The organism is Fluviicola sp., from assembly GCF_029266855.1.
In the GTDB taxonomy this organism is placed as follows: domain Bacteria; phylum Bacteroidota; class Bacteroidia; order Flavobacteriales_D; family Crocinitomicaceae; genus Fluviicola.
Genome location: NZ_JAQSWB010000007.1, coordinates 118,998 through 139,132, shown reverse-complemented (window position 1 = coordinate 139,132; position 20,135 = coordinate 118,998). Strand labels below are relative to the sequence as shown.

The 20,135-nt window shown below is 40.2% G+C and carries 18 protein-coding genes; 14 read left to right on the top strand and 4 right to left on the bottom strand.

Features of this window, described 5'->3' with window-relative positions; all coding sequences use genetic code 11:
- Window positions 1-4 precede the first annotated feature (4 nt).
- The 7 genes from mraY (at window position 5) to K0S23_RS14340 (ending at window position 7,705) form a co-directional block, all read left to right on the top strand.
- Window positions 5-1,255, top strand: a complete 1,251-nt coding sequence (gene mraY, locus K0S23_RS14370) for a phospho-N-acetylmuramoyl-pentapeptide-transferase (protein ID WP_300358741.1) — start codon at window positions 5-7, stop codon at window positions 1,253-1,255.
- The gene (gene murD, locus K0S23_RS14365) at window positions 1,255-2,598 is read left to right on the top strand and encodes a UDP-N-acetylmuramoyl-L-alanine--D-glutamate ligase (protein WP_300358739.1); all 1,344 of its coding nucleotides are present in this window, start codon (window positions 1,255-1,257) and stop codon (window positions 2,596-2,598) included. The genes mraY and murD overlap by 1 nt, the downstream gene beginning before the upstream one ends.
- A gap of 10 nt (window positions 2,599-2,608) precedes the next feature.
- A complete protein-coding gene (locus K0S23_RS14360; protein WP_300358737.1) occupies window positions 2,609-3,076 on the top strand; it encodes a hypothetical protein in 468 nt (155 codons plus the stop codon).
- 2 nt (window positions 3,077-3,078) lie between these two features.
- A complete protein-coding gene (locus K0S23_RS14355) occupies window positions 3,079-4,254 on the top strand; it encodes an FtsW/RodA/SpoVE family cell cycle protein (RefSeq protein WP_300358735.1) in 1,176 nt (391 codons plus the stop codon).
- Window positions 4,251-5,357 (top strand): undecaprenyldiphospho-muramoylpentapeptide beta-N-acetylglucosaminyltransferase, encoded by a 1,107-nt coding sequence (murG, locus tag K0S23_RS14350; protein ID WP_300358732.1) that lies wholly within the window; start codon window positions 4,251-4,253, stop codon window positions 5,355-5,357. The genes K0S23_RS14355 and murG overlap by 4 nt, the downstream gene beginning before the upstream one ends.
- Window positions 5,358-5,532: 175 nt before the next feature.
- Window positions 5,533-6,897, top strand: coding sequence for a UDP-N-acetylmuramate--L-alanine ligase (gene murC, locus K0S23_RS14345; protein ID WP_300358730.1), 1,365 nt, complete (start codon window positions 5,533-5,535; stop codon window positions 6,895-6,897).
- A 1-nt stretch (window position 6,898) separates the two neighbouring features.
- Window positions 6,899-7,705: a hypothetical protein gene (locus tag K0S23_RS14340; protein WP_300358728.1), complete on the top strand. Its 807-nt coding sequence runs from the start codon at window positions 6,899-6,901 to the stop codon at window positions 7,703-7,705.
- 538 nt (window positions 7,706-8,243) lie between these two features.
- Here K0S23_RS14340 and K0S23_RS14335 read toward each other — a convergent pair.
- A complete protein-coding gene (locus K0S23_RS14335) occupies window positions 8,244-8,903 on the bottom strand; it encodes a response regulator transcription factor (RefSeq protein ID WP_300358726.1) in 660 nt (219 codons plus the stop codon).
- Window positions 8,904-10,871: a sensor histidine kinase gene (locus K0S23_RS14330; protein WP_300358724.1), complete on the bottom strand. Its 1,968-nt coding sequence runs from the start codon at window positions 10,869-10,871 to the stop codon at window positions 8,904-8,906.
- Between the two features lie 377 nt (window positions 10,872-11,248).
- Here K0S23_RS14330 and ftsA point away from each other — a divergent pair, with 377 nt between their 5' ends.
- From ftsA to K0S23_RS14315, 3 genes are all read left to right on the top strand, one after another.
- The gene (gene ftsA / locus K0S23_RS14325; protein WP_300358722.1) at window positions 11,249-12,535 is read left to right on the top strand and encodes a cell division protein FtsA; all 1,287 of its coding nucleotides are present in this window, start codon (window positions 11,249-11,251) and stop codon (window positions 12,533-12,535) included.
- Between the two features lie 70 nt (window positions 12,536-12,605).
- Window positions 12,606-14,144 carry a cell division protein FtsZ gene (gene ftsZ / locus K0S23_RS14320; RefSeq protein WP_300358719.1) on the top strand — a complete coding sequence of 513 codons (1,539 nt, stop codon included), beginning with the start codon at window positions 12,606-12,608 and terminating at the stop codon, window positions 14,142-14,144.
- Window positions 14,145-14,231: 87 nt separating this feature from the next.
- Complete coding sequence (locus tag K0S23_RS14315; RefSeq protein WP_300358717.1) at window positions 14,232-14,684, top strand: GatB/YqeY domain-containing protein; 453 nt, start codon at window positions 14,232-14,234, stop codon at window positions 14,682-14,684.
- A gap of 84 nt (window positions 14,685-14,768) precedes the next feature.
- Here K0S23_RS14315 and K0S23_RS14310 read toward each other — a convergent pair whose 3' ends face one another.
- Entirely contained in the window at window positions 14,769-15,380 is a 612-nt protein-coding gene (locus K0S23_RS14310) for a TetR/AcrR family transcriptional regulator (RefSeq protein ID WP_300358715.1), read from the bottom strand.
- Window positions 15,381-15,453: 73 nt separating this feature from the next.
- Here K0S23_RS14310 and K0S23_RS14305 point away from each other — a divergent pair, with 73 nt between their 5' ends.
- The 3 genes from K0S23_RS14305 to K0S23_RS14295 all read left to right on the top strand — a co-directional run bounded on the left by K0S23_RS14305 (window position 15,454) and on the right by K0S23_RS14295 (window position 19,329).
- Window positions 15,454-16,230: a hypothetical protein gene (locus tag K0S23_RS14305; protein WP_300358712.1), complete on the top strand. Its 777-nt coding sequence runs from the start codon at window positions 15,454-15,456 to the stop codon at window positions 16,228-16,230.
- Window positions 16,231-16,340: 110 nt separating this feature from the next.
- Window positions 16,341-17,654 (top strand): adenosylhomocysteinase, encoded by a 1,314-nt coding sequence (gene ahcY, locus K0S23_RS14300; protein ID WP_300358710.1) that lies wholly within the window; start codon window positions 16,341-16,343, stop codon window positions 17,652-17,654.
- 178 nt (window positions 17,655-17,832) lie between these two features.
- Window positions 17,833-19,329 carry a glycosyltransferase family 39 protein gene (locus K0S23_RS14295; protein ID WP_300358708.1) on the top strand — a complete coding sequence of 499 codons (1,497 nt, stop codon included), beginning with the start codon at window positions 17,833-17,835 and terminating at the stop codon, window positions 19,327-19,329.
- Between the two features lie 42 nt (window positions 19,330-19,371).
- Here K0S23_RS14295 and K0S23_RS14290 read toward each other — a convergent pair whose 3' ends face one another.
- Window positions 19,372-19,773, bottom strand: a complete 402-nt coding sequence (locus K0S23_RS14290) for a hypothetical protein (protein WP_300358706.1) — start codon at window positions 19,771-19,773, stop codon at window positions 19,372-19,374.
- Between K0S23_RS14290 and K0S23_RS14285 the strand changes: the two genes are divergently transcribed.
- Window positions 19,760-20,095 carry a hypothetical protein gene (locus tag K0S23_RS14285; protein ID WP_300358704.1) on the top strand — a complete coding sequence of 112 codons (336 nt, stop codon included), beginning with the start codon at window positions 19,760-19,762 and terminating at the stop codon, window positions 20,093-20,095. The two genes, K0S23_RS14290 and K0S23_RS14285, sit on opposite strands and share 14 nt — an antisense overlap.
- Window positions 20,096-20,135 lie beyond the last annotated feature (40 nt).

The following is a 20,135-nucleotide window of genomic DNA, read 5'->3' as shown; positions in this document are numbered from 1 at the left end:
AGACATGTTAACATACCTCTTTAATTATTTAGAACAATTGGATTTCCCGGGAGCGGGGCTTTTCCATTACATCTCATTCAGGGCTGCAATGGCGTTGATTACTTCATTGATTGTGTCTATTATTTTCGGAAAGCGCTTGATCAACTTGCTGCGTCGTCAGCAAATCGGGGAAACTGTTCGTGATCTTGGATTGGCTGGCCAGATTGAGAAATCAGGGACTCCGACAATGGGAGGTATTATTATTCTTTCTGCAATCCTGATCCCAACACTTTTGTTTGCAAAGCTGCATAATGTATATGTGTTTACGATGCTTCTTGCAACCGTTTGGCTGGGAATAATCGGTTTGATAGATGATTACATCAAAGTATTTAAAAAGAACAAAGAAGGATTAAAAGGGAAATTTAAAGTTGTAGGTCAAATCGGTGTGGGAATTATTGTCGGCTCAATTTTGTACTTCCATCCGGATGTACAGGTTCACAAAAAGGTGCCTGCAAACTATCACCTGCAGTCGGGTGAATCCTTCGTGACTCATCAGCACTCGAAAGATATCGTTGATACGATTCCTTCGAAATGGATTGTGACACGCGATATGACTACTACCATTCCATTCGTAAAGAACAACGAGTTCAATTACAACTGGTTGATCGGTGATATCGATAAATCCTATGGATGGATGCTCTTTATTCCATTTGTGATTATTGTGGTCATTGCTGTTTCAAACGGGGCAAATATGACCGACGGACTCGATGGCTTGGCCACCGGAACAAGTGCAATTGCTGGAATTGCATTGGCCGTTTTGGCCTATGTAACTTCCAATGTGCATTTCGCCGATTATCTGAATGTGATGTACGTTCCTTACGCTGAAGAACTCGTGATATTTATTGCGGCATTTGTGGGGGCTTGTATCGGCTTTTTGTGGTACAACAGTTATCCGGCGCAGGTCTTCATGGGAGATACCGGAAGTTTGGCTTTGGGGGGAATCATTGCGGTATTTGCAATCTCTATCCGTAAGGAATTATTGATCCCGGTGTTGTGCGGAATTTTCTTGGTCGAGAACTTGTCTGTCATCATGCAAGTCGGTTATTTCAAATACACGAAAAAACGATTTGGTGAAGGACGAAGGATTTTCAGAATGGCTCCTTTGCATCATCATTACCAGAAAAAAGGCTTGCACGAGGCGAAAATTGTTTCCCGCTTCTGGATCGTAGCAATTCTCTTGGCAGTTGTATCAATCGTAACTCTGAAACTACGTTAATGAACATTCGAAACAAAATAGTGGTTGTTTTGGGCGCTGGCGAAAGTGGTGTCGGTGCTGCGATTCTTGCAAAAGTAAAGGGTGCGAAGGTCTTCGTTTCCGATTTTGGGAGTATCAAGGATTCGTTTCAGACGGAATTGAATGCGCATCAATTGGAATGGGAGCAGGGATCGCATACGATGGATCGTATCCTTGAAGCTGAATTGGTGATTAAGTCCCCGGGAATTCCTGAGAAGGCCCCGGTTATGAAAGCAATTCGCGAGAAAGGGATCAAAGTGATTTCCGAGATCGAATTTGCAGGTTATTTCACTACGGCACGAAAAATATGTATTACCGGAAGTAACGGGAAGACTACTACCACCATGCTGATCCATCACATGCTAAAGAAAGCAGGTTTGAAAGTGGGATTGGCCGGAAATGTAGGGTATAGTTTCGCTAAGCAGGTTGCATTGGAAGATAATGAAATCTACGTGTTGGAACTAAGTTCGTTCCAGCTGGATGATATGGAAGATTTCAAAGCAGAAATTGCAATTCTGACAAACATAACTCCGGATCATTTGGATCGCTACGAATACAACATGCAGTTGTATGTGAACTCGAAGTTCCGGATTCTGAACAATCAAACGGCAGATGACTATTTCATCTATAACGCAGACGATAAAACAATACTCGCCGAACTGGAGAAACGCTCCGTTCCGGCAAAAAAACTTCCCTTTTCATTGACACAGGAATTTGAACAGGGAGCATATGTAGCAAACAAACAACTCATCATAAACTTTAACAATCAATTCACTATGTCTATACATGAACTAGCTTTGAAGGGTAAGCACAATACCCAAAATTCCCTGGCTTCCGGGCTTGCGGGAAGAATCCTTGATATTCGCAAGGAAATCGTGCGCGAAAGTTTGGCTGACTTTGTAAATGTGGAACACCGTCTGGAGTTCGTTGCAAAGGTTTGCGGCATTGAGTTTATCAATGATTCAAAAGCAACAAATGTCAATTCAACGTGGTTTGCATTGGAAAGTATGGAGCAGCCAACTGTTTGGATCGTTGGAGGTGTCGATAAAGGGAATGATTATTCCGAATTGGTCGAATTGGTAAAAGAAAAGGTAAAAGCAATTATCTGCCTTGGAAAAGACAATCAGAAGATCATCGATACGTTTTCCGATCATGTAGAAACAATCGTTGAAGCAGGTTCTGCAATGGAGGCTGTGGCTTACGGTTACCGTTTAGCAAAGAAAGACGAAACAGTTTTGTTGTCGCCTGCTTGTGCTAGTTTTGACCTGTTCGAAAATTACGAAGACAGAGGAAATCAATTTAAAGAGGCAGTGCGTTCACTTTAATCCGCCGGTCATGGAAATTAAAAAGGTTGATCAGCAAGCCCAACTGCTTCAGGCCCGAAAGGAGTCGCTTGATGCAGCTGAGAGAATGTCCCTGAGACCCTTGGGTAAACTTTGGGGAATGGATGTATTCACATGGTATAAACCAGCTGTTGTTGAACTTTCTGCAACAATTTCCACCTTCCCGTTTCCGGTTTTCTGGATGTCGAATGAGATCAGTATTCAGGAAATGGCACAAGTGGATCCTGAAACTTTGCGCTCTATTCAGTGGTGTGCTCAGTTTGATAATCCGCAGCTTTCACTTCCGTCTGATATTATTTCCGCGATGCCTTTGGTTACCGGAACTGAATCGTTGGAAGATGCATTGGAATTTTTGAAAAAGAACAAGCGCTCAAGGCATATTTTACTTTTTACCGTTCAGGGAAATGAGTGGAAAACAAAAATGGAGGTCTTTGAGAACTTTGTCAAGTTACATCAATAAAAATGGTACAGTTTCTAAGAAAACACTTTAAAGGAGATTTGGTGATTTGGGTAATTACGCTCATTTTACTTGGGTTTTCGTTGGTTTCTGTTTACAGTTTCGTTCCGATCTTAGTGAAGATCGAAGGCGGAACACCATTTAAGTATTTGTTTAAGCATTTTATTTATATACTTCTGGCCGTATTGGCAATGTATTGGGTCCATAAACGCGATCCGATGTACATTTCCAAGATGTCCAAGATCATTTATTACGGCTCAATTGCCTTGTTAATTTTTACGCTTTTCTTCGGGACGAAAGTAAATGAAGCGGGCCGATGGGTGAAGATTCCTTTTGTGGGATTGACCTTCCAGTCTTCGGATTTTGCCAAGTTGGCTCTGTTGATCTATGTTTCCAGGATGCTTGTAAAGAAGAAGGACGAAATGAGTGATTGGAAAAAAGGCTTTTTACCGGTAATGGCACCGATAGTTATTATTTGTGGGTTGATTGTTAAAGATAACTTTTCAACGGCTGCCATTCTGTTTATGATCAGCTTTATGTTGCTTTTCCTCGGAAGAGTACCTTTTTCCAAACTCTTTTCAGTCATTTTTGCGGGAATCCTGTTATTCGTAATGGCGGTTGGCTTGCATAAAGCGTTACCCGACCTGAATATTTTACCACGTTACGAAACCTGGATGAACCGAATTACGAACAGGTATGAGAATGCGGATGACATTGATTCTCCCGGGAATATGCAGGCAAAAAGTGCTGAACAGGCAATTTATTTGGGTGGCTTCTTTGGTCAGGGCGTAGGAAAGGGAAAGGTGAAAGAATTTATTCCGGAAGCCTATGCCGATTTTTTCTTCGCATCCTTTGTGGAAGAGTTCGGGTCATTCGCAGCGATCATCTTGGTGCTGCTCTACCTGATTATGCTTTACAGGATTATGCGGATTGGGCTCAGGGCCGAACAGCTCTTTGAGACGTATGTTTGTTTGGGAATTGGAATTCTCCTACTTTCCCAGGCAGCTGTAAACATGATGGTTTGTACGGGGATTTTTCCGGTTACAGGTCAAAATATGCCTTTTTTGGCAATGGGAGGATCTGCAATGATTATGGCTTGTATAGCAATTGGAATTGTACAGGGTGTTGCCCAAAAACAAGAAGAAAAGGTTTCTGTAGAATCTGAAAGTGTTTTTGCATGAAAGAATTGAAGAAAATAGTGATATCAGGCGGTGGAACAGGTGGACACATCTTTCCGGCATTGGCAATTGCCAACGAAATAAAAAAACGCAACCCGAATGTGGAGATTCTGTTTGTTGGTGCAGAAGGAAAAATGGAAATGGAAAAAGTTCCTGCAGCAGGATATAAAATTGTTGGGCTTCCCATTGTCGGTCTGCAGCGAAAACTGACAATTAAAAATTTAGCGCTTCCTTTCAAGTTGTTTAAAAGTCTTTCTTTGGCTAAGAATATTCTGAAGGAATTTAAACCCGAAGTAGTGATTGGGGTAGGTGGTTATGCAAGCGGTCCGACGCTTAGGATGGCTCAAAGTTTAGGAATTCCTACACTTATTCAGGAACAAAACTCGCATCCTGGTAAAACCAATCGCCTGCTGGCTAAGAAAGTAAAGGCAGTATGCACAGCTTATGAAGGATTGGAAAGTGTTTTTCCCCCTGCTTCAATTCGACTGACAGGAAATCCGGTACGGGAAGAAGTGAACCGTATGGAGATTAGCAAAGACGAAGCATTCAAAGAATTCCCGGTACTGGATCCATTGAAAAAAACCATCCTGGTAATGGGTGGAAGTCTCGGAGCACGGACATTGAACGAGGGTGTTCTTCAGGGTTTGAGTCAATTGGAAGAGGCAGGTGTCCAGGTTTTATGGCAATGCGGAAAGTATTATTTTGAATCGATGAAACAAGAATTGGAGATTCGGAAAAAAGCTCCGGTTTATTTAACGGATTTTATCGCGAGAATGGATGCGGCATATACGGTTGCAGATGTAATCGTTTCGCGCGCAGGAGCGTTGTCAATCTCGGAATTGTGTATTGTGGGCAAGCCGACTGTTTTGGTTCCTTCACCGAACGTTTCCGAAGATCATCAAACGAAGAATGCGATGGCTTTAGTTAAGAATCAGGCCGCAATCCTGATAAAGGACAATGTGGCAAAAGAACAATTGATCTCCGGAGCGATCCAGGTTCTGAATGATGAGGATAAAATGAATGAGTTGCGTGTTGCGATTAAACGAATGGCAAAACCGAATGCAACAACAGATATAGTGGATGTGATTGAAAATTTGGTGCTGTAGGTACGAATTTGTTTCCCCCTTTGGAGGGGGATAAAGGGGGAGGAAATGTGTATTGTTTTCCGAACTTGAAAAACTGATAAATTGAATGATAGGTTAACCGGGGGAAGAAATTTTGTCAAAATAATTTGATAAATCCTCCCCCTCAGTCCCCCTCCAAAGGGGGAAGTTTGAAAAAATGGAATTGGACAACATAAAACGCTTTTATTTCATAGGCATTGGCGGAATCGGAATGTCGGCCCTGGCACGCTATTTCAAAGCGAAAGGTTTTGATGTGGCCGGATACGACAAAACTCCTTCTCCTTTAACGGATGAATTGCAAAAAGAAGGCATTGCTATTCATTTCCGTGATTTGGGTAACGAACTTCCGGAGGAGTACCAGGAGACAGATTCAACTCTGGTGGTTTATACACCTGCAATCCCTAAAAATATGGGGGAGTTGGTTTATGTGCAGCAAAATCATAAGGTATTAAAACGCAGCGAGGTCTTAGGTTTGATCACACAAACAAGTAAAGGTCTTGGAGTTGCTGGAACGCATGGTAAAACAACCACCTCAACAATGCTTGCTTATGTGTTAAGTCAGTCGCCTTTAAAATGTTCGGCCTTTCTTGGTGGGATTTCTTCTAATTTTTCATCGAATGTCTTGGTTGAACCATCCGCAGATTATTCCGTAATTGAGGCAGACGAATTTGATCGTTCCTTCCTACGATTGAAGCCTTTTGCAAGTATTATTACCGCAATGGATCCGGATCATTTGGATATTTATGGCACCAAGGAATTATTCATCGAAGGCTTCCAGGAATATGCCGATAAGCACAAGGAGAATCAGCTGCTTATTTATAAATATGGCCTTCCGCTTCGTCAAACCGGATTTAGAGGGATTTCTTATGGAATCAATGAGCCGGGTGCTCAGATAAACGGAACGGATCTGCATTATGAAAAAGGTCAGTTTTTCGTGGATATTCATATGAATGGTGAAGTTTGGGAAGAGGTGGCTTTAGGGCTGCCGGGCATTCACAATGCAGAAAACGCTTTGGCAGTTGCAGCTATGTGTAAAGAATTGGGACTTTCCGAAAATGAAATTCGTTCCGGACTGCAAAATTTCAAAGGTGTTAAAAGACGCTTTGAATACCAGGTACGCACGGAAAAATTGATTTATATTGATGATTATGCACATCATCCGACCGAAATTGAAGCGCTTGTTTCATCCATCCGTTTGCTTTATCCCAACAAGGCAGTGATCGGTGTTTTTCAGCCTCACTTGTTTTCTCGGACAAGAGATTTTGAAGAAGGGTTTGTACGTGAGCTTGCTAAATTGGATGAAGCGATTATTATGCCCATTTACCCGGCGAGAGAGGAGCCGATTCCCGGTGTTACCAGTGATGAATTGGTGCGTAAAATCGGTAAAAAAGCGCGCCTGAAATCCCCGGAAGAAGTTTTGGAATTCGCAAGCACGATTAAAGAAGGCGTTGTTTTGACGATCGGAGCAGGAGATATTGACCGGATTGTTCCTGAAATGAAAAAAAGATTAGAAAAAAATTAAGTTGAAAGAGAAACTGAAAATAGCTGCCTGGGCTTTATTTGCTGCTGCCATCATTGGGGTGCTGTTTTTAGCACGTAAAAACCAGGATGAAGCAGTCGTTTTGAATCCCAATGTTTCTATTTCTGTGGTTGATGAGAATGCATTTTTGACCGAAACCGAATTGTTGGTGCGTTTGAAAAGGATGAATCTCTTTTACCCGAATCAATTAATGAAGAATTTGAATACCGCTGCAATCGAAGAGAATATTCGAAAGATGCACGAGGTTGAAGAAGTAAATGTGTACAAACAATTAGGAGGGAATTGGGGAATCAAATTAAAAATCCGGCAGCCATATGCACGGATCTTTAATCAGTTCGGGGAAAGTTTTTATGTGGATTCGAAAGGAGCAACAATGAATCCAACTCCTAATTTTACTGCCCGGATCCTGGTTTTCACCGGGAACATCAAAGATAAGTCTGATACCTTGCTTGTTGAGGATATTGAGTCGGATCCGAAATTGAAGAATGAGCGGAGCTTGGATGAGATCTTTCACATAGCTAAGGTTATTCATCAAAATCCTTTTTTAACGGCTCAAATCAGCCAGGTGCATAGGGACAGGTGGGGAGATTTTATTCTAATCCCGCGAGTTGGTGCTCAGCGAATTGTGTTGGGTCCGGCTCCAACAGAGCGTGATGTAAGGGAAAAACTGAAAAAATTAATTGTTTTTTATACCAACGGTTTACCTTATGTTGGATGGAATAAATATAAAACAATCAACTTAAAATACCGCAATCAGGTAGTGTGTACATACCTGCGAGACACGCTTTAATTGTTTGTTTTTGAACAGAAGAAACAAAATCTTGTTGTAATTTCTTACTGCTAAAGTTTAGTAACTTTTTTTTGAGGGGCCAGCCCTCTTTAATATATGCTTTTGTAAATTTAGATTTGCTTTAAGAAATTAAAATTAGGGTTTACAAAACATAGATGACACGTAATAATCTACTACTACTTTTTTCTACGTTGTGTATTTTAGTTCTGCATCACAACAGGATTTTACGTTAAATCATCTGTAAACTGTTCAATTTTGGTAGTGGACACTTCTTGAGTCAAGGAGGTGAAAATGGAGAGATGCCAAAGTGAATGGTTGCAAGCAACAATTAAAGCTCCTACTGGTTATATTCACGCTTTCGGCGATTTGATATTCCCAGTGGGGGCACGTTGCGTACCTAATGCAGTCTTGATTTATACTGATTTTTCCATTGGATTGATTTACACCACATTTAACTTACTATTGCACAAAAATATAAGCACACACAACTATGCCCCGAAGCAGAGAGGTTTTATGAAAATAGGATCTCTTTGTTGTATTATTGAAGCTGATCCGAATCCAGGAGAAATTTGTTTTCCATAACCCAAAGGATCAGACTGTTGTTCCGGGCGTCCAGGTTCAGCTTTTTGCAGATCCGCGATCTGTAATTCTCAACTGATTTCGGAGATACAAAGAGCAGGTTGGCGATTTCTTTACTGGAGTACTTTTTGCTTACAAGTTTCAAAACCTTCAGTTCAGTCGGTGTGAGCGAACTGATTTCATCTGTGATTAATTCCATTTTCGGATCAACCTCGCGTTTGTTGTGCTGATTTCTTAATACAAGCGGTAAATAGGTTTTCCCTTCCCTTACCCAGTTAATGCATTCTACGATTTCTTCTGAAGTATTGTCTTTGATAAGGTATCCCCGCGCGCCATTATAAAAGGCGAGTTTAATAACATCCGTGGTTTTGTGAATGGAAAGAATAATGACTGCTAAATCGGGGTATTGCTGTTTGATAATCGAGCAGGTTTCCAATCCGTTCTGGACCGGCATATCTATATCAAGCAGTACAATATCCGGTTTGAAAGAGGGAATATTGTCTACGACCTGTGCACCATTTTCGTAGGCTTGAATTTCAACATGGTCGAAAGAAGATTCCAGAAGAAACTTTAGACCACTTCTGAATATAGGATGATCATCTGCTAAAATTACTTTCATCTAAATAGTTATTGTCAGTGAAATTCCCTTGTTTGTTCCGGTTTTTAAATCTAATCGCCCGCCTATTATAGCTGTTCTTTCCTGGATAGTTAAAAGTCCCAAGCCCAATTTATCCTGGGATCCGGATATTCCAATTCCATTGTCCCTGTATTGAACGATCAGTTCTCCGTTCTTTTCTTCTACGCTAACCTTTAAAGCACTCGCATGAGCGTGCTTAATGGTATTGGATATGCATTCCTGGATGATGCGATAGATTTGTGAACTGGTTTCCAAGTCAATGGTTCTTCCTCCCGGATCGAAGTCGAAATTGCAAAGCATGTCTGTGGCGGATTGCGTTTTCTCAAGAATTGAAATCAATGCGCGCTCCAAACCTATTTTTTCTAAAGCTGTTGGATGAAGCTGATGGCTGAGTACTCTTGTTTGTTCCAAAATGTCACCGATCTCTGCGTCAACACCTTCCAATTGCGAAATCTTTCCCGTCGTAAATAAATTGAGTTTTGACTTAACTACAGCTAAACTTTGGCCAATGTCGTCGTGCAGGTCTTTGGAGATCCGGGAACGTTCCGCATCGATTTGCTCAATTAACTTTTGCGAAAAAACAGATTTGATTTTACGTGATTTTCGGACATTATAAATGTAGATCGCAGCAAGGACGAGCAGGAACAGGGAAAAAATCACCAGGAAAGTAAAGCGGTAATTGGCCGATTTCAATTCGCTTTTGGTCCGTAAGATTTTATTCCGTTGTTTGGAGTCGGTGAGTTCGTTTTCAAGACGTTCCTTTCCATAAATGGTTTGCAATCTCATTTGTTCATTTTCATTGGAAACTTCCCGGATACTGTCTGATAAACTGCTGTATTGGCGCTCAAGTTCATAAGCGAGCTTAAAGTTCCCCTGGGCAGAGGCCAATTTTGACTGTAATGCGATCAATTCTTTCCGAAAATTGGGGTCGTTGTATGATTGGAGGAAAAACCGGATAGAGTCAATGCATCTTTCTGCTGTTTGAAAATCCTTTTGCTCCGTCGAGACCATTCCTCTCATAAGATAAGCATTGACCAGGAAAAGAGGGTCGCGGTATGTTTGAACAATTATAAGAGCTGAATCACAACTTTTGGAAGCTTCGGATAACTGTTTATTGTCCAGGTAAGACGAGGATAAATTGATGTAAGCAGCAAGTATTCCGGATGGAAAACCGATCTTTTTGGCTTCAGTAACCGTTTGTTTGTAATGAATAACGGAACCCTGAAAATCTTTAATTTCATGGGTGACCAGGCCCAGGTTATTTAATACATTTAATCGCAGGCGTGATTCATTGGTTTCGGTTGAGAGAATCAGCGCACGCTCCAGGTCTTTTTTTGCTTCTTCGTATTTTTTTGCTTTTAATTTGAGAAGTGCCAGGTTATTCAACAAATAACCGGTAGCAAATTTTTGATGATGCTTTTCTGAAATGCGCAGTCCTTTCAAGTAACTTTCCGTGGCTTTATCATACATCAGTCGGGTTTCGTACATGATGCCGAATCCATTATAGATCTCAAGCTGATTTTCAATATAATTTCCTTTTTTCGCGTCCTGTAAAAGCTGTTTGAATCCACTTTCAGCCTTTAGCACATCCTGGTCCAGGGTTAAGTAGTTGAGCCTGATCTTCGTGGAATTGATGAGTTTGAAGTCTTTTGTTTTTTCTCCGATGGCAATGCTTTTATAGTAATACTTTTTAGCTTCACCCAGTTTGTTTGCATAGTAGTTGAAACTTCCGTAATACTGATAAACATAGCCGATTTCATTCTCTTTATTAAGTTTTTTGGCAAGCTGAATGCATTGTCTCCCAAGTGAAAACACCGTTGAACTGTCATAATAGGTCGCTTGCTTAATTCGGATCTTCAAATTTTCAATTTTCTCCAGGTCTGTTTTCTGAGCATTTAATACCTGGGAAATCAACAAGAGTAGTAAGACTATTGAAAGTCGTTGTAGCATGGTAAATAATTAATTTGTGGGTCCTATTAAAATTACATAAAATTTTTATTTTAAAATTATAAACAGTTTGATAATTAACTAAATAGTTGAAGCGGGCTGTTTTTGCTGGCCTTTACAAAGGTTTTACCTAAAAATCAGCACTGTCTTTATTAACAATACTTGTTTAATAAGTATTCTAAATTCACGAAGAACGCGACCAAATAAAATTTAAGTTTGTACATACCGTATTATAGGTAAGAACCAAAACATCGATATGTGCTGATTTTTACCCGATAAAGACAAGAAATAAGCGGATGAAAATCCGATTAATCAAGTTTCAAAACGGCAAATTTAATCCCGGTCAAAACGGGATGTAGGTTGAAGCAAAAGAAGAGTTTATGTCAGTGGGAAAAAAGATTGTAGTTGGATTGGATATTGGGACCACTAAAATTGCATGTTTAGTCGGTACGAAAAATGAACATGGGAAAATTGAAATTATTTCCATGGGAAAAAGCGAGTCTTTGGGTGTTGCCAGAGGAATCGTGTCCAATATTGAGAAAACAGTACAATCTATCAAAACTGCTGTAGAAGAAGCTCAAAACCGTGTAGATGCAGATCTGATTATTCGCGTAGTGAATGTCGGAATTGCAGGACAACACATCAAAAGTTTACAACACAGGGGTATTTACACCCGGAACAACCCGGAAGTAGAGATTTCCCAGAAAGATATCAATGCGCTTATCGATGATATGTATAAGCTGGTAATGCCTCCGGGAGAAGAAATTATCCATGTGCTGCCCCAGGAATATATCGTTGATAATGAGCAGGGGATTATTGACCCGATCGGTATGATGGGAGTTCGTTTGGAAGCAAACTTTCATATTATTACTGGTCAGATCAATGCAGCGAAGAATATTAAGGTTTGTGTAGACAAAGCAGGACTTCAGGTGAAAGATATCATCCTGGAACCAATCGCTTCTGCGGATGCTGTTTTGAATGATGAAGAGAAGGAGGCCGGTGTTGTTTTGGTTGATATCGGCGGTGGAACAACTGATGTAGCAATTTTCCATGAAGGAGTCATTCGTCATACAGCAGTAATTCCTTTCGGTGGTAACGTGATTACAGATGATATTAAGGAAGGATGTACCATTCTTCGACGTCATGCTGAAGCATTGAAAGTGAAGTTCGGTTCTGCCCTTGCATCTGAAAGCCTGGAAACAGAAGTGGTTTGTATTCCCGGATTGCGTGGAAGAGACCCGAAGGAAATTACGCTTCGTAATTTGGCGAGCATTATTCAGGCCCGTATGGAAGAAATCATCGAGCATGTTCATTATGAAATCGTGAACTCCGGATATGAGAAGAAAATGATTGCAGGTATCGTCGTTACCGGTGGTGGATCTCAATTGAAACACATCACGCAGTTATTCGAGTACATGACCGGAATGACAACTCGAATTGGTCTTCCGACAGAACATTTGGCGTCGACAAATACGATAGAAGCTATTACATCTCCGATGTATGCTACGGGAATCGGATTGGTGATGAAAGGATTCGAGAATGAAGTGCCTCAGAAACAAGTAGAGTCCGTAACCGGACAAGTGAAAGGACACTCAACGAAAACAAGAGGAAGTTTCTTTGATACTTTGTTAACAAAGAGTAAAAATTTCTTTGCGGAGGAAGAATAGTATTAACTATGTAAGATGAAAATTCTGTCATAGAAATAACAACAATAACAACAACAATAAAAGAAAGCATATGGAGTTCGATTTGCCAAAAGGAACAACGTCAATTATCAAAGTGATTGGTGTTGGTGGTGGTGGAAGTAATGCTGTAAACCACATGTTCGATCAGGAAATCAAAGGTGTTGATTTCATCGTTTGTAATACAGACCGTCAGGCTTTGGATATTTCTCCGGTGCCTTATAAAATTCAGTTGGGTCCAAGCCTGACAGAAGGACGTGGTGCGGGGGCAATTCCTGAAATTGGTAGAAATGCTGCCGTTGAAAATATTGAAGATATTCGTGCACTGCTTTCGGGTGGGACCAAAATGGTTTTTGTAACTGCCGGAATGGGTGGTGGAACAGGAACCGGTGCTGCTCCTGTGATTGCACAAGTTGCTAAAGAATTAAATATATTGACTGTTGGTATAGTAACGGTTCCTTTTGCTTTTGAAGGACGCCGCCGTCGCCAGCAGGCAGAAGAAGGATTGGATGTAATGCGTCAGTGTGTTGATACCTTGTTGGTAATCAATAACGAGCGTTTGCGTGAAGTTGGTGGGAATATGTCATTAGCCCAGGCATTTGCTATGGCTGATAACGTATTGGCTACTGCCGCAAAAGGAATTGCAGATGTAATTACAACAACCGGAGCTATCAACGTGGATTTCAACGATGTGAACACGGTTATGCGTGATTCCGGAGTTGCGATTATGGGATCGGCTGTTTCTGAAGGTGAAGGTCGTGCGATCAACGCGGTTCAGGAAGCATTGACATCTCCGTTGTTGAACGATAACAACATTGAAGGAGCGAAATACATCTTGTTGAACATTACTTACGGTGATATCGAAGTTACAATGGATGAGATCGGTGAGATCACGGATTACATCCAGGACGAAGCGGGATCTACTGCAGATGTTATTTGGGGACATGGTTACGATCCGACTCTTGGAAATAAATTGAGTGTTACTTTGGTAGCAACTGGATTTAATTCGACTCCGTTCACGGGTTTTGAAAAAGCTCCTGAAAAAACAGTTTCTGTTTTGGAAGACGAACCTAAGAATGAGATCAAAACTCCTTTGACTTCACCTACACATCAGGTTATTCCTGAGAAGAAGGAGGAAGAACCTTTTTTAAAGTCAGATCCAAGAGTTGAAGAAGTGAAATCAACAAATTCGGGTACTATTGAGTTTGACTGGGAAGTAAAGTCTGAGGCAAAACCAATGGTTACACCAATGTCGACTCCTTCGGTTGAAGAAAAAGAAGAGCCGAAACGTTATTTCCTGGAAGATGAAGCGGAAGCTAAAGTTGAACTGGAAAATGTAGTTCAAAAGGCTCCTGTTAGCGCAGAAGAATTACAGCGACGTAATATGGAGCGTATGGAGCGCATTAAAAATTACAACAGTAAGTTGAAGAAGGCAGAAGGACTGAAAGAATTGGAAGACGAACCTGCTTTCGTCAGAAGGAACATTCATTTGGATCAGGTTGTTAAAAGCGAAGAATTAAATGTGAGCCGCTTCGGACTTTCTGATGACGGAATTAAAACAAATAACTCGTTCTTACACGATAACGTAGACTAAATAGACATTAAGACAACAGGATTTTAAGATATTAAGACTCATTTAGTCCTGATGTCTTAAAGTCCTAAAATCTTAAAATCCTCAAAAATGAATTTCACAGAAAAAATCAATCAGGATATAAAAAACGCGATGCTTGCTAAGGAGAAAGAACGCCTTGCAGTTTTGCGTGATATTAAAAGTAAATTATTACTGGAGGCAACATCCGGTAGTTCAGGTGAGTTGACGGAAGAAGCAGCGAATAAAATCGTTTTGAAACTTCACAAACAACGCATGGAGACTTACCAGATTTATGTTGACCAGGGAAGAAATGATTTGGCGGAAGAAGAATTGTTTCAGGCAAAAGTTTTAGAGGACTATTTACCGAAAATGATGTCCGAAGACGAAGTTCGTGCAATCATCGCGGCAAAAATTGCTGAAGTTGGTGCCAGCGGACCTCAGGATATGGGTAAAGTAATGGGACCTGTAAACGGTCAGTTAGCTGGAAAAGCAGATGGGAAACGTGTTTCCGAACTGGTAAAAGAAGCTTTGGCTAATTTGTAATGTATTGTTAAACGAGAGTTTCCTTAGACTCTGTTTTTATTGTTGGAGAATCCCCGGTCAAATGATTGGGGATTTTTTTATTTCTTAAAGTCGCTTTAACAAAAACTCCCGCTGCGAATCCTTTGTAAAATACGGAAAGAACATCTCAACTAATAAGTTATGGTACTTATCTACTGTTGTTTCCACAGGTTCTCCATAAACTTCAGCTGAAGCTATCCAGTAGTCGCTAAAAACACGGATTCGTTCATTCAATCCGTTGTATTCTCCTTCGAATGCAGGTGCCCGCATAACTCCGGCTTTAATAGCAAGGTCAAACGAATACAGATAGGTGGTTCTCCGTACTTCTTCCAGCTGTTTGAAATGTTCATGCAGTTTCGGATTTTCACGCATGTTCTGGTTGAAGTCAATCATAAGAAAACGGTATTTGAAAAGTGCTTCCATTCCTGCGCGAGTAGAATCCATTACAAATTGAAAATCAATTTTTTCAGTATCCAGCTTCGCTTTTTCACTTTCAAATGTTTCCAATAATTGAAAATAGAGGGCTTCAATGATATCTTCCCGGTGCTTGAAATGGTAATTTAAATTCCCTTGGCTGATGAACATTTCTGCGGCAATCCGGCGCAAGGTTACATTCGGAACTCCATGCTTATTGAATAAGTCCAGGGCTGTTTGCAATATTTTATCTCTTGTTTTCATTTATTTTTTAGTAAACCTGACCTAATTCAAATAAGTTTAGTACCTTTGACCTAAAGATACTAAATATTTCGTTATGAAACGTAAACAATTATTTGAATTTGAAGATCAAACCTGGTTTCCCGGTTTTTTAAGAAATTACCTGACTGATTTTTTGCAATTTATCTCCAATCAATTTGATATTTATAAATCAATTACACCACTTTTATCGGAAGCAATTGCGAAAAGCGGGGATCAGCAAATTATTGACCTGGCCTCAGGTGGGGGCGGTGGTCTGTTTAAATTATCTAAACGCCTACAGAAAGATCATCCGGATTTACAAATAATACTGACTGATTATTACCCCAATTTAAAAGCCTTTGAATATGTAAGTAAACAGGCGTCCAATTTTAAATATGAAAAAAGTTCAGTGGATGCACGAAATGTCCCGCAACAATTAAAAGGTGTCCGGACCCAGTTTCTTTCCCTGCATCATTTTTCAGAAGAAGATGCAGTTCAGATCTTGCAAAATGCCGTTGATTCCAGGAGTCCGATTGCCATTTTTGAGTCACAGGAACGAAATGTGAAAAGCGTTCTTGCCATGATTTTTTCACCGATCAATGTTTTATTGATGACTCCTTTCATTCGCCCTTTTTCATTCGGAAGAATTGTTTTCACATACTTCATTCCACTAGTTCCACTTTTTGTAATGCTGGATGGAATTCTTTCTGCACTGCGAACATATACTATTCCAGAAATGAATGAGTTGGTTTCACGAGTGAAAGGGAATGAAAATTTTGAATGGAAAGTAGGGAGACAAAAATCAGGTCCGGTTGGTATTTTGTATCTGATCGGAAACCCGAAAGAGAATTAAGAACTTCTAACCATTGAGTCTTAACTCTTTTGAATTTTGCATTTTACATTTTTAATTCACAAACCTATACTGTATCTTTGCAGTCGTAAAAATTGAGCAATAAAACATTTATGAGCAATACAACAGAAAAATTAGCTTACAAAGTAAAAGACATTTCGCTTGCAGAGTGGGGTCGTAAAGAGATCGTTTTAGCAGAAGCAGAGATGCCGGGATTAATGTCATTGCGTGCAGAATACGGTGCGAAGAAACCTTTAAAAGGTGCGCGTATCGCAGGATGTTTGCACATGACAATTCAAACTGCTGTTTTGATTGAAACTTTGGTTGAATTAGGAGCGGAAGTTACATGGTCTTCATGTAATATCTTCTCAACTCAAGACCACGCTGCTGCTGCAATTGCTGCTGCTGGAATTCCTGTTTTTGCATGGAAAGGTATGAATGAGGAGGAGTTTGACTGGTGTATTGAGCAAACGATATTCGCATTTGAAGGTGGAAAGCCTTTGAACATGATCCTGGATGACGGTGGTGATTTAACCAATATGGTTTTTGACCGTTTCCCTGAATTGACTGCTGATATCCGTGGATTGTCCGAAGAGACAACAACGGGTGTTCACCGTTTGCATGAGCGTAAGAAAAACGGAACTTTGGTAATGCCTGCAATCAACGTTAATGATTCGGTAACAAAATCAAAATTCGATAACAAATACGGATGTAAAGAATCTTTGGTAGATTCAATTCGTCGTGCAACGGATGTTATGATGGCTGGAAAAGTAGCTGTTGTTTGTGGTTACGGTGATGTTGGTAAAGGTTCTGCTGCTTCATTGAGTGGTGCCGGAGCTCGTGTAATCGTTACTGAAATCGATCCTATTTGTGCTTTACAAGCTGCAATGGACGGATACGAAGTTAAAAAATTGGATTCGGTAGTTTCTAACGCAGATATCATTGTTACGACTACAGGAAACAAAGACATCATCGTTGGTCGTCATTTCGAAAACATGAAAGACAAAGCGATCGTTTGTAACATTGGTCACTTCGATAACGAAATCGATATGGCTTGGTTGAATGCAAACTACGGTTCTACAAAAATTACTGTTAAGCCTCAGGTAGATATTTACAACGTTAAAGGAAATGACGTAATTATCCTGGCTGAAGGTCGTTTGGTGAACTTGGGTTGTGCAACAGGTCATCCTTCCTTTGTAATGTCTAATTCATTTACAAATCAAACATTGGCTCAATTGGAATTATGGGAAAACCATAAAAACTATGAGAACGATGTATACGTGTTGCCAAAACATTTAGATGAAAAAGTAGCTCGTTTGCATTTAGCTAAGATCGGTGTGGAATTGGAAACATTGACACAGGAACAAGCAGCTTACATTGGAGTAGCTGTAGAAGGTCCGTTCAAATCCGATGCATACAGATACTAAAAAATCGATTTACAGATAAAATAGGAAAAGGAATCTCGAAAGGGATTCCTTTTTCGTTTCACACACGCGTGTTTCCAAGGGGATTAATCCCCTTGAATGTGCATTGCACACTTATTTTATCTATTTAATCATTAAGTAACAGAACTTGCTTAATTTTGGATTATAGCTAATTTCGCTTATGCAACTTTCTCAAAGAATTAAAACCATTAACTGGTCATCACTTAAAACAATCTTATTTGTAGGATTAATCGTTCGTTTAATAGCGGCAATTTTCTCCGAAGGTTATAGCATGCACGATGATCATTTTCTGGTGATCGAAGCTGCCGGCTCATGGGCAGACGGATTTGATTACAATCATTGGCTGCCATGGAATAAACCTGCCGGCGCTGCTCCGGAAGGACATAGCTTTACTTATGTCGGATTAAACTATTTGTATTTTGTAACAATGAAATTCTTTGGTATTTCGGACCCGAAAACGCTGATGTTAATCAACCGGATCATCCACGCGTTATTTTCACTGCTTGTTATTCGATTTGGTTATTTAATTACTGAAAAATTAACAAACAGGAAAACAGCAAGTTATGTGGGATGGATGCTGGCCCTTTTATGGGCAATGCCTTTCTTATCCGTAAGAAACCTGGTGGAGGTCGTTAGTATTCCATTTTTGATGTGGGCTGTGTGGCTGACACTACAGGACAATCGCAAATGGGCCTTGTTCTATGCCGGTTTGTTGATCGGTGTAGCTATTTCTTTTCGTTATCAAATTGCCATTTATGCCGTTGGTTTGGGAATCTATTATTTGATTAAGCTGGAATGGAGAAAGTTGTTCTTAATGACGGGCGGCTCGCTCGTAATGTTCGTACTCACCCAGGGAGTTGTAGATTATTTCATTTGGGGATATCCATTTGCGGAATTCAAAGGTTATGTCGTTTACAATATGAATGAAGGAACGCGCTATATGAAAAATGCAAACTACTTCATGTATTTTTATGTGCTCTTCGGGTTCCTGCTCTTTCCATTGGGGATTTTAGCTTTAATAGCTTATTTCAAGTCAGCTAAAAAATACCTTATCTTATTTATTCCGACATTCGTTTTTCTCCTGTTTCACACTATTTTCCCCAATAGACAGGAACGTTTTATCTTAACTATTTTCCCCTTGGTTGTGATTCTTGTTTTCCTTGGAATTGAGCAGTTAAGAACGCGTAAGTTTTGGAATGGTTTCTGGAAAGTTTCCTGGGTTGCATTTTGGATCTTAAATATTCCGTTGCTTTGCATTATTACGGTTATGCCTTCCAAGAAATCCCGTGTGAATACAATGTATGCTTTGCATGGTAAATTGCATGGTGGAGAACATATTTTGATCGAAGCAACCGGAGAAACCAATCCTGAGATGATGCCTTTTTTCTACTCCGGTAGATGGAACTATAAGGTTTTGGAGCGCTGGAATTTGGATACTGTTAATCCGGCAAGTTATTATACGACAGAACCGCAGGATTATATCTTCTTCTTTGGTGAAAAGTCTTTAGACCAGCGTATTGACACATTCAAACTCATTTATCCGGAGATGCACCTGGAGGCCCAGATCGAACCGGGATTCGTAGACAAATTTTTACATGGAATTAATCCGAGAAATTCGAATTCTTATGTGGAAATTTGGAAGACGGAAGCGAGGTGAGGAGTTCAAGTTTAATGTAGATTTATTTAAACCTTTTGATCCTCAATTATAAATCCGCAACAGATTGCTTCCGTTCCAGATTGCCTGGTATTTTCGCAAACCCCAGCTTGATCCGGAAATGGGTGATCCGTCGTACATCGAGAATTTAGCTCCTGAACACGGATCATTTAATTGTAAGAAATTGCTAGAATCCGGTGTTAAACCCTCAACACAAGTATTGTCAGGATCTTCGGGGGACATTCGTTCCCATGCTACAAAAGCATCTGTGGATTGCCGGTAAACAACAATTCCTTTGATTCCACCTGAAACGTAGGCCCAGCCGCCAACATTGTTCAATTCCTGGTAAGAAGGCAAAGTAAGATCGATCTGAAAATCAAACGCGATACTCGGCACAGGGTGTGACTTGTTTTTTTTACAAGAAACGCCGGCTATGAGTAAAATCATTAAAAAGATTCGTATTTTCACTTTACTTAATTGGAATGATAAAATTATGAAGTTAAGAACGTTTTTACAACTGTTTGTATTGTGTGGACTGTTTATTTTTGGTGCAGGTTCTGTTACTTCATCATACAGTCAGGATGGCTCTATTGCCAAAGCGGAGAAAACAATTGCCAAACGCAGGAAGAAAGAGGCCAAAGCAGCTAAAAAGGAAGCGAAAAAATCCAAGAAAGCATTTTGGTCAAGACAATCCAAGGAAGCAAAGAAAAGTGTGAAAAGGAACGAAAAACGTCAAAAAAGAGCTAAACGTCAGTCAAACGGATGGTAGAAGAAAGTTCAAAAGTTCAAAAAGTTTCAACCTTGAACTC

What these genes read in the sequence shown, in the direction of transcription:
- mraY (WP_300358741.1), top strand. Translation starts at nt 5, where the DNA reads ATGTTAACATACCTCTTTAATTATTTAGAACAATTGGATTTCCCGGGA.
- murD (WP_300358739.1), top strand. Translation starts at nt 1,255, where the DNA reads ATGAACATTCGAAACAAAATAGTGGTTGTTTTGGGCGCTGGCGAAAGT.
- K0S23_RS14360 (WP_300358737.1), top strand. Translation starts at nt 2,609, where the DNA reads ATGGAAATTAAAAAGGTTGATCAGCAAGCCCAACTGCTTCAGGCCCGA.
- K0S23_RS14355 (WP_300358735.1), top strand. Translation starts at nt 3,079, where the DNA reads ATGGTACAGTTTCTAAGAAAACACTTTAAAGGAGATTTGGTGATTTGG.
- murG (WP_300358732.1), top strand. Translation starts at nt 4,251, where the DNA reads ATGAAAGAATTGAAGAAAATAGTGATATCAGGCGGTGGAACAGGTGGA.
- murC (WP_300358730.1), top strand. Translation starts at nt 5,533, where the DNA reads ATGGAATTGGACAACATAAAACGCTTTTATTTCATAGGCATTGGCGGA.
- K0S23_RS14335 (WP_300358726.1), bottom strand. Translation starts at nt 8,903, where the DNA reads ATGAAAGTAATTTTAGCAGATGATCATCCTATATTCAGAAGTGGTCTA.
- K0S23_RS14330 (WP_300358724.1), bottom strand. Translation starts at nt 10,871, where the DNA reads ATGCTACAACGACTTTCAATAGTCTTACTACTCTTGTTGATTTCCCAG.
- ftsA (WP_300358722.1), top strand. Translation starts at nt 11,249, where the DNA reads ATGTCAGTGGGAAAAAAGATTGTAGTTGGATTGGATATTGGGACCACT.
- ftsZ (WP_300358719.1), top strand. Translation starts at nt 12,606, where the DNA reads ATGGAGTTCGATTTGCCAAAAGGAACAACGTCAATTATCAAAGTGATT.
- K0S23_RS14315 (WP_300358717.1), top strand. Translation starts at nt 14,232, where the DNA reads ATGAATTTCACAGAAAAAATCAATCAGGATATAAAAAACGCGATGCTT.
- K0S23_RS14310 (WP_300358715.1), bottom strand. Translation starts at nt 15,380, where the DNA reads ATGAAAACAAGAGATAAAATATTGCAAACAGCCCTGGACTTATTCAAT.
- K0S23_RS14305 (WP_300358712.1), top strand. Translation starts at nt 15,454, where the DNA reads ATGAAACGTAAACAATTATTTGAATTTGAAGATCAAACCTGGTTTCCC.
- ahcY (WP_300358710.1), top strand. Translation starts at nt 16,341, where the DNA reads ATGAGCAATACAACAGAAAAATTAGCTTACAAAGTAAAAGACATTTCG.
- K0S23_RS14295 (WP_300358708.1), top strand. Translation starts at nt 17,833, where the DNA reads ATGCAACTTTCTCAAAGAATTAAAACCATTAACTGGTCATCACTTAAA.
- K0S23_RS14285 (WP_300358704.1), top strand. Translation starts at nt 19,760, where the DNA reads ATGAGTAAAATCATTAAAAAGATTCGTATTTTCACTTTACTTAATTGG.
- K0S23_RS14290 (WP_300358706.1), bottom strand. Translation starts at nt 19,773, where the DNA reads ATGATTTTACTCATAGCCGGCGTTTCTTGTAAAAAAAACAAGTCACAC.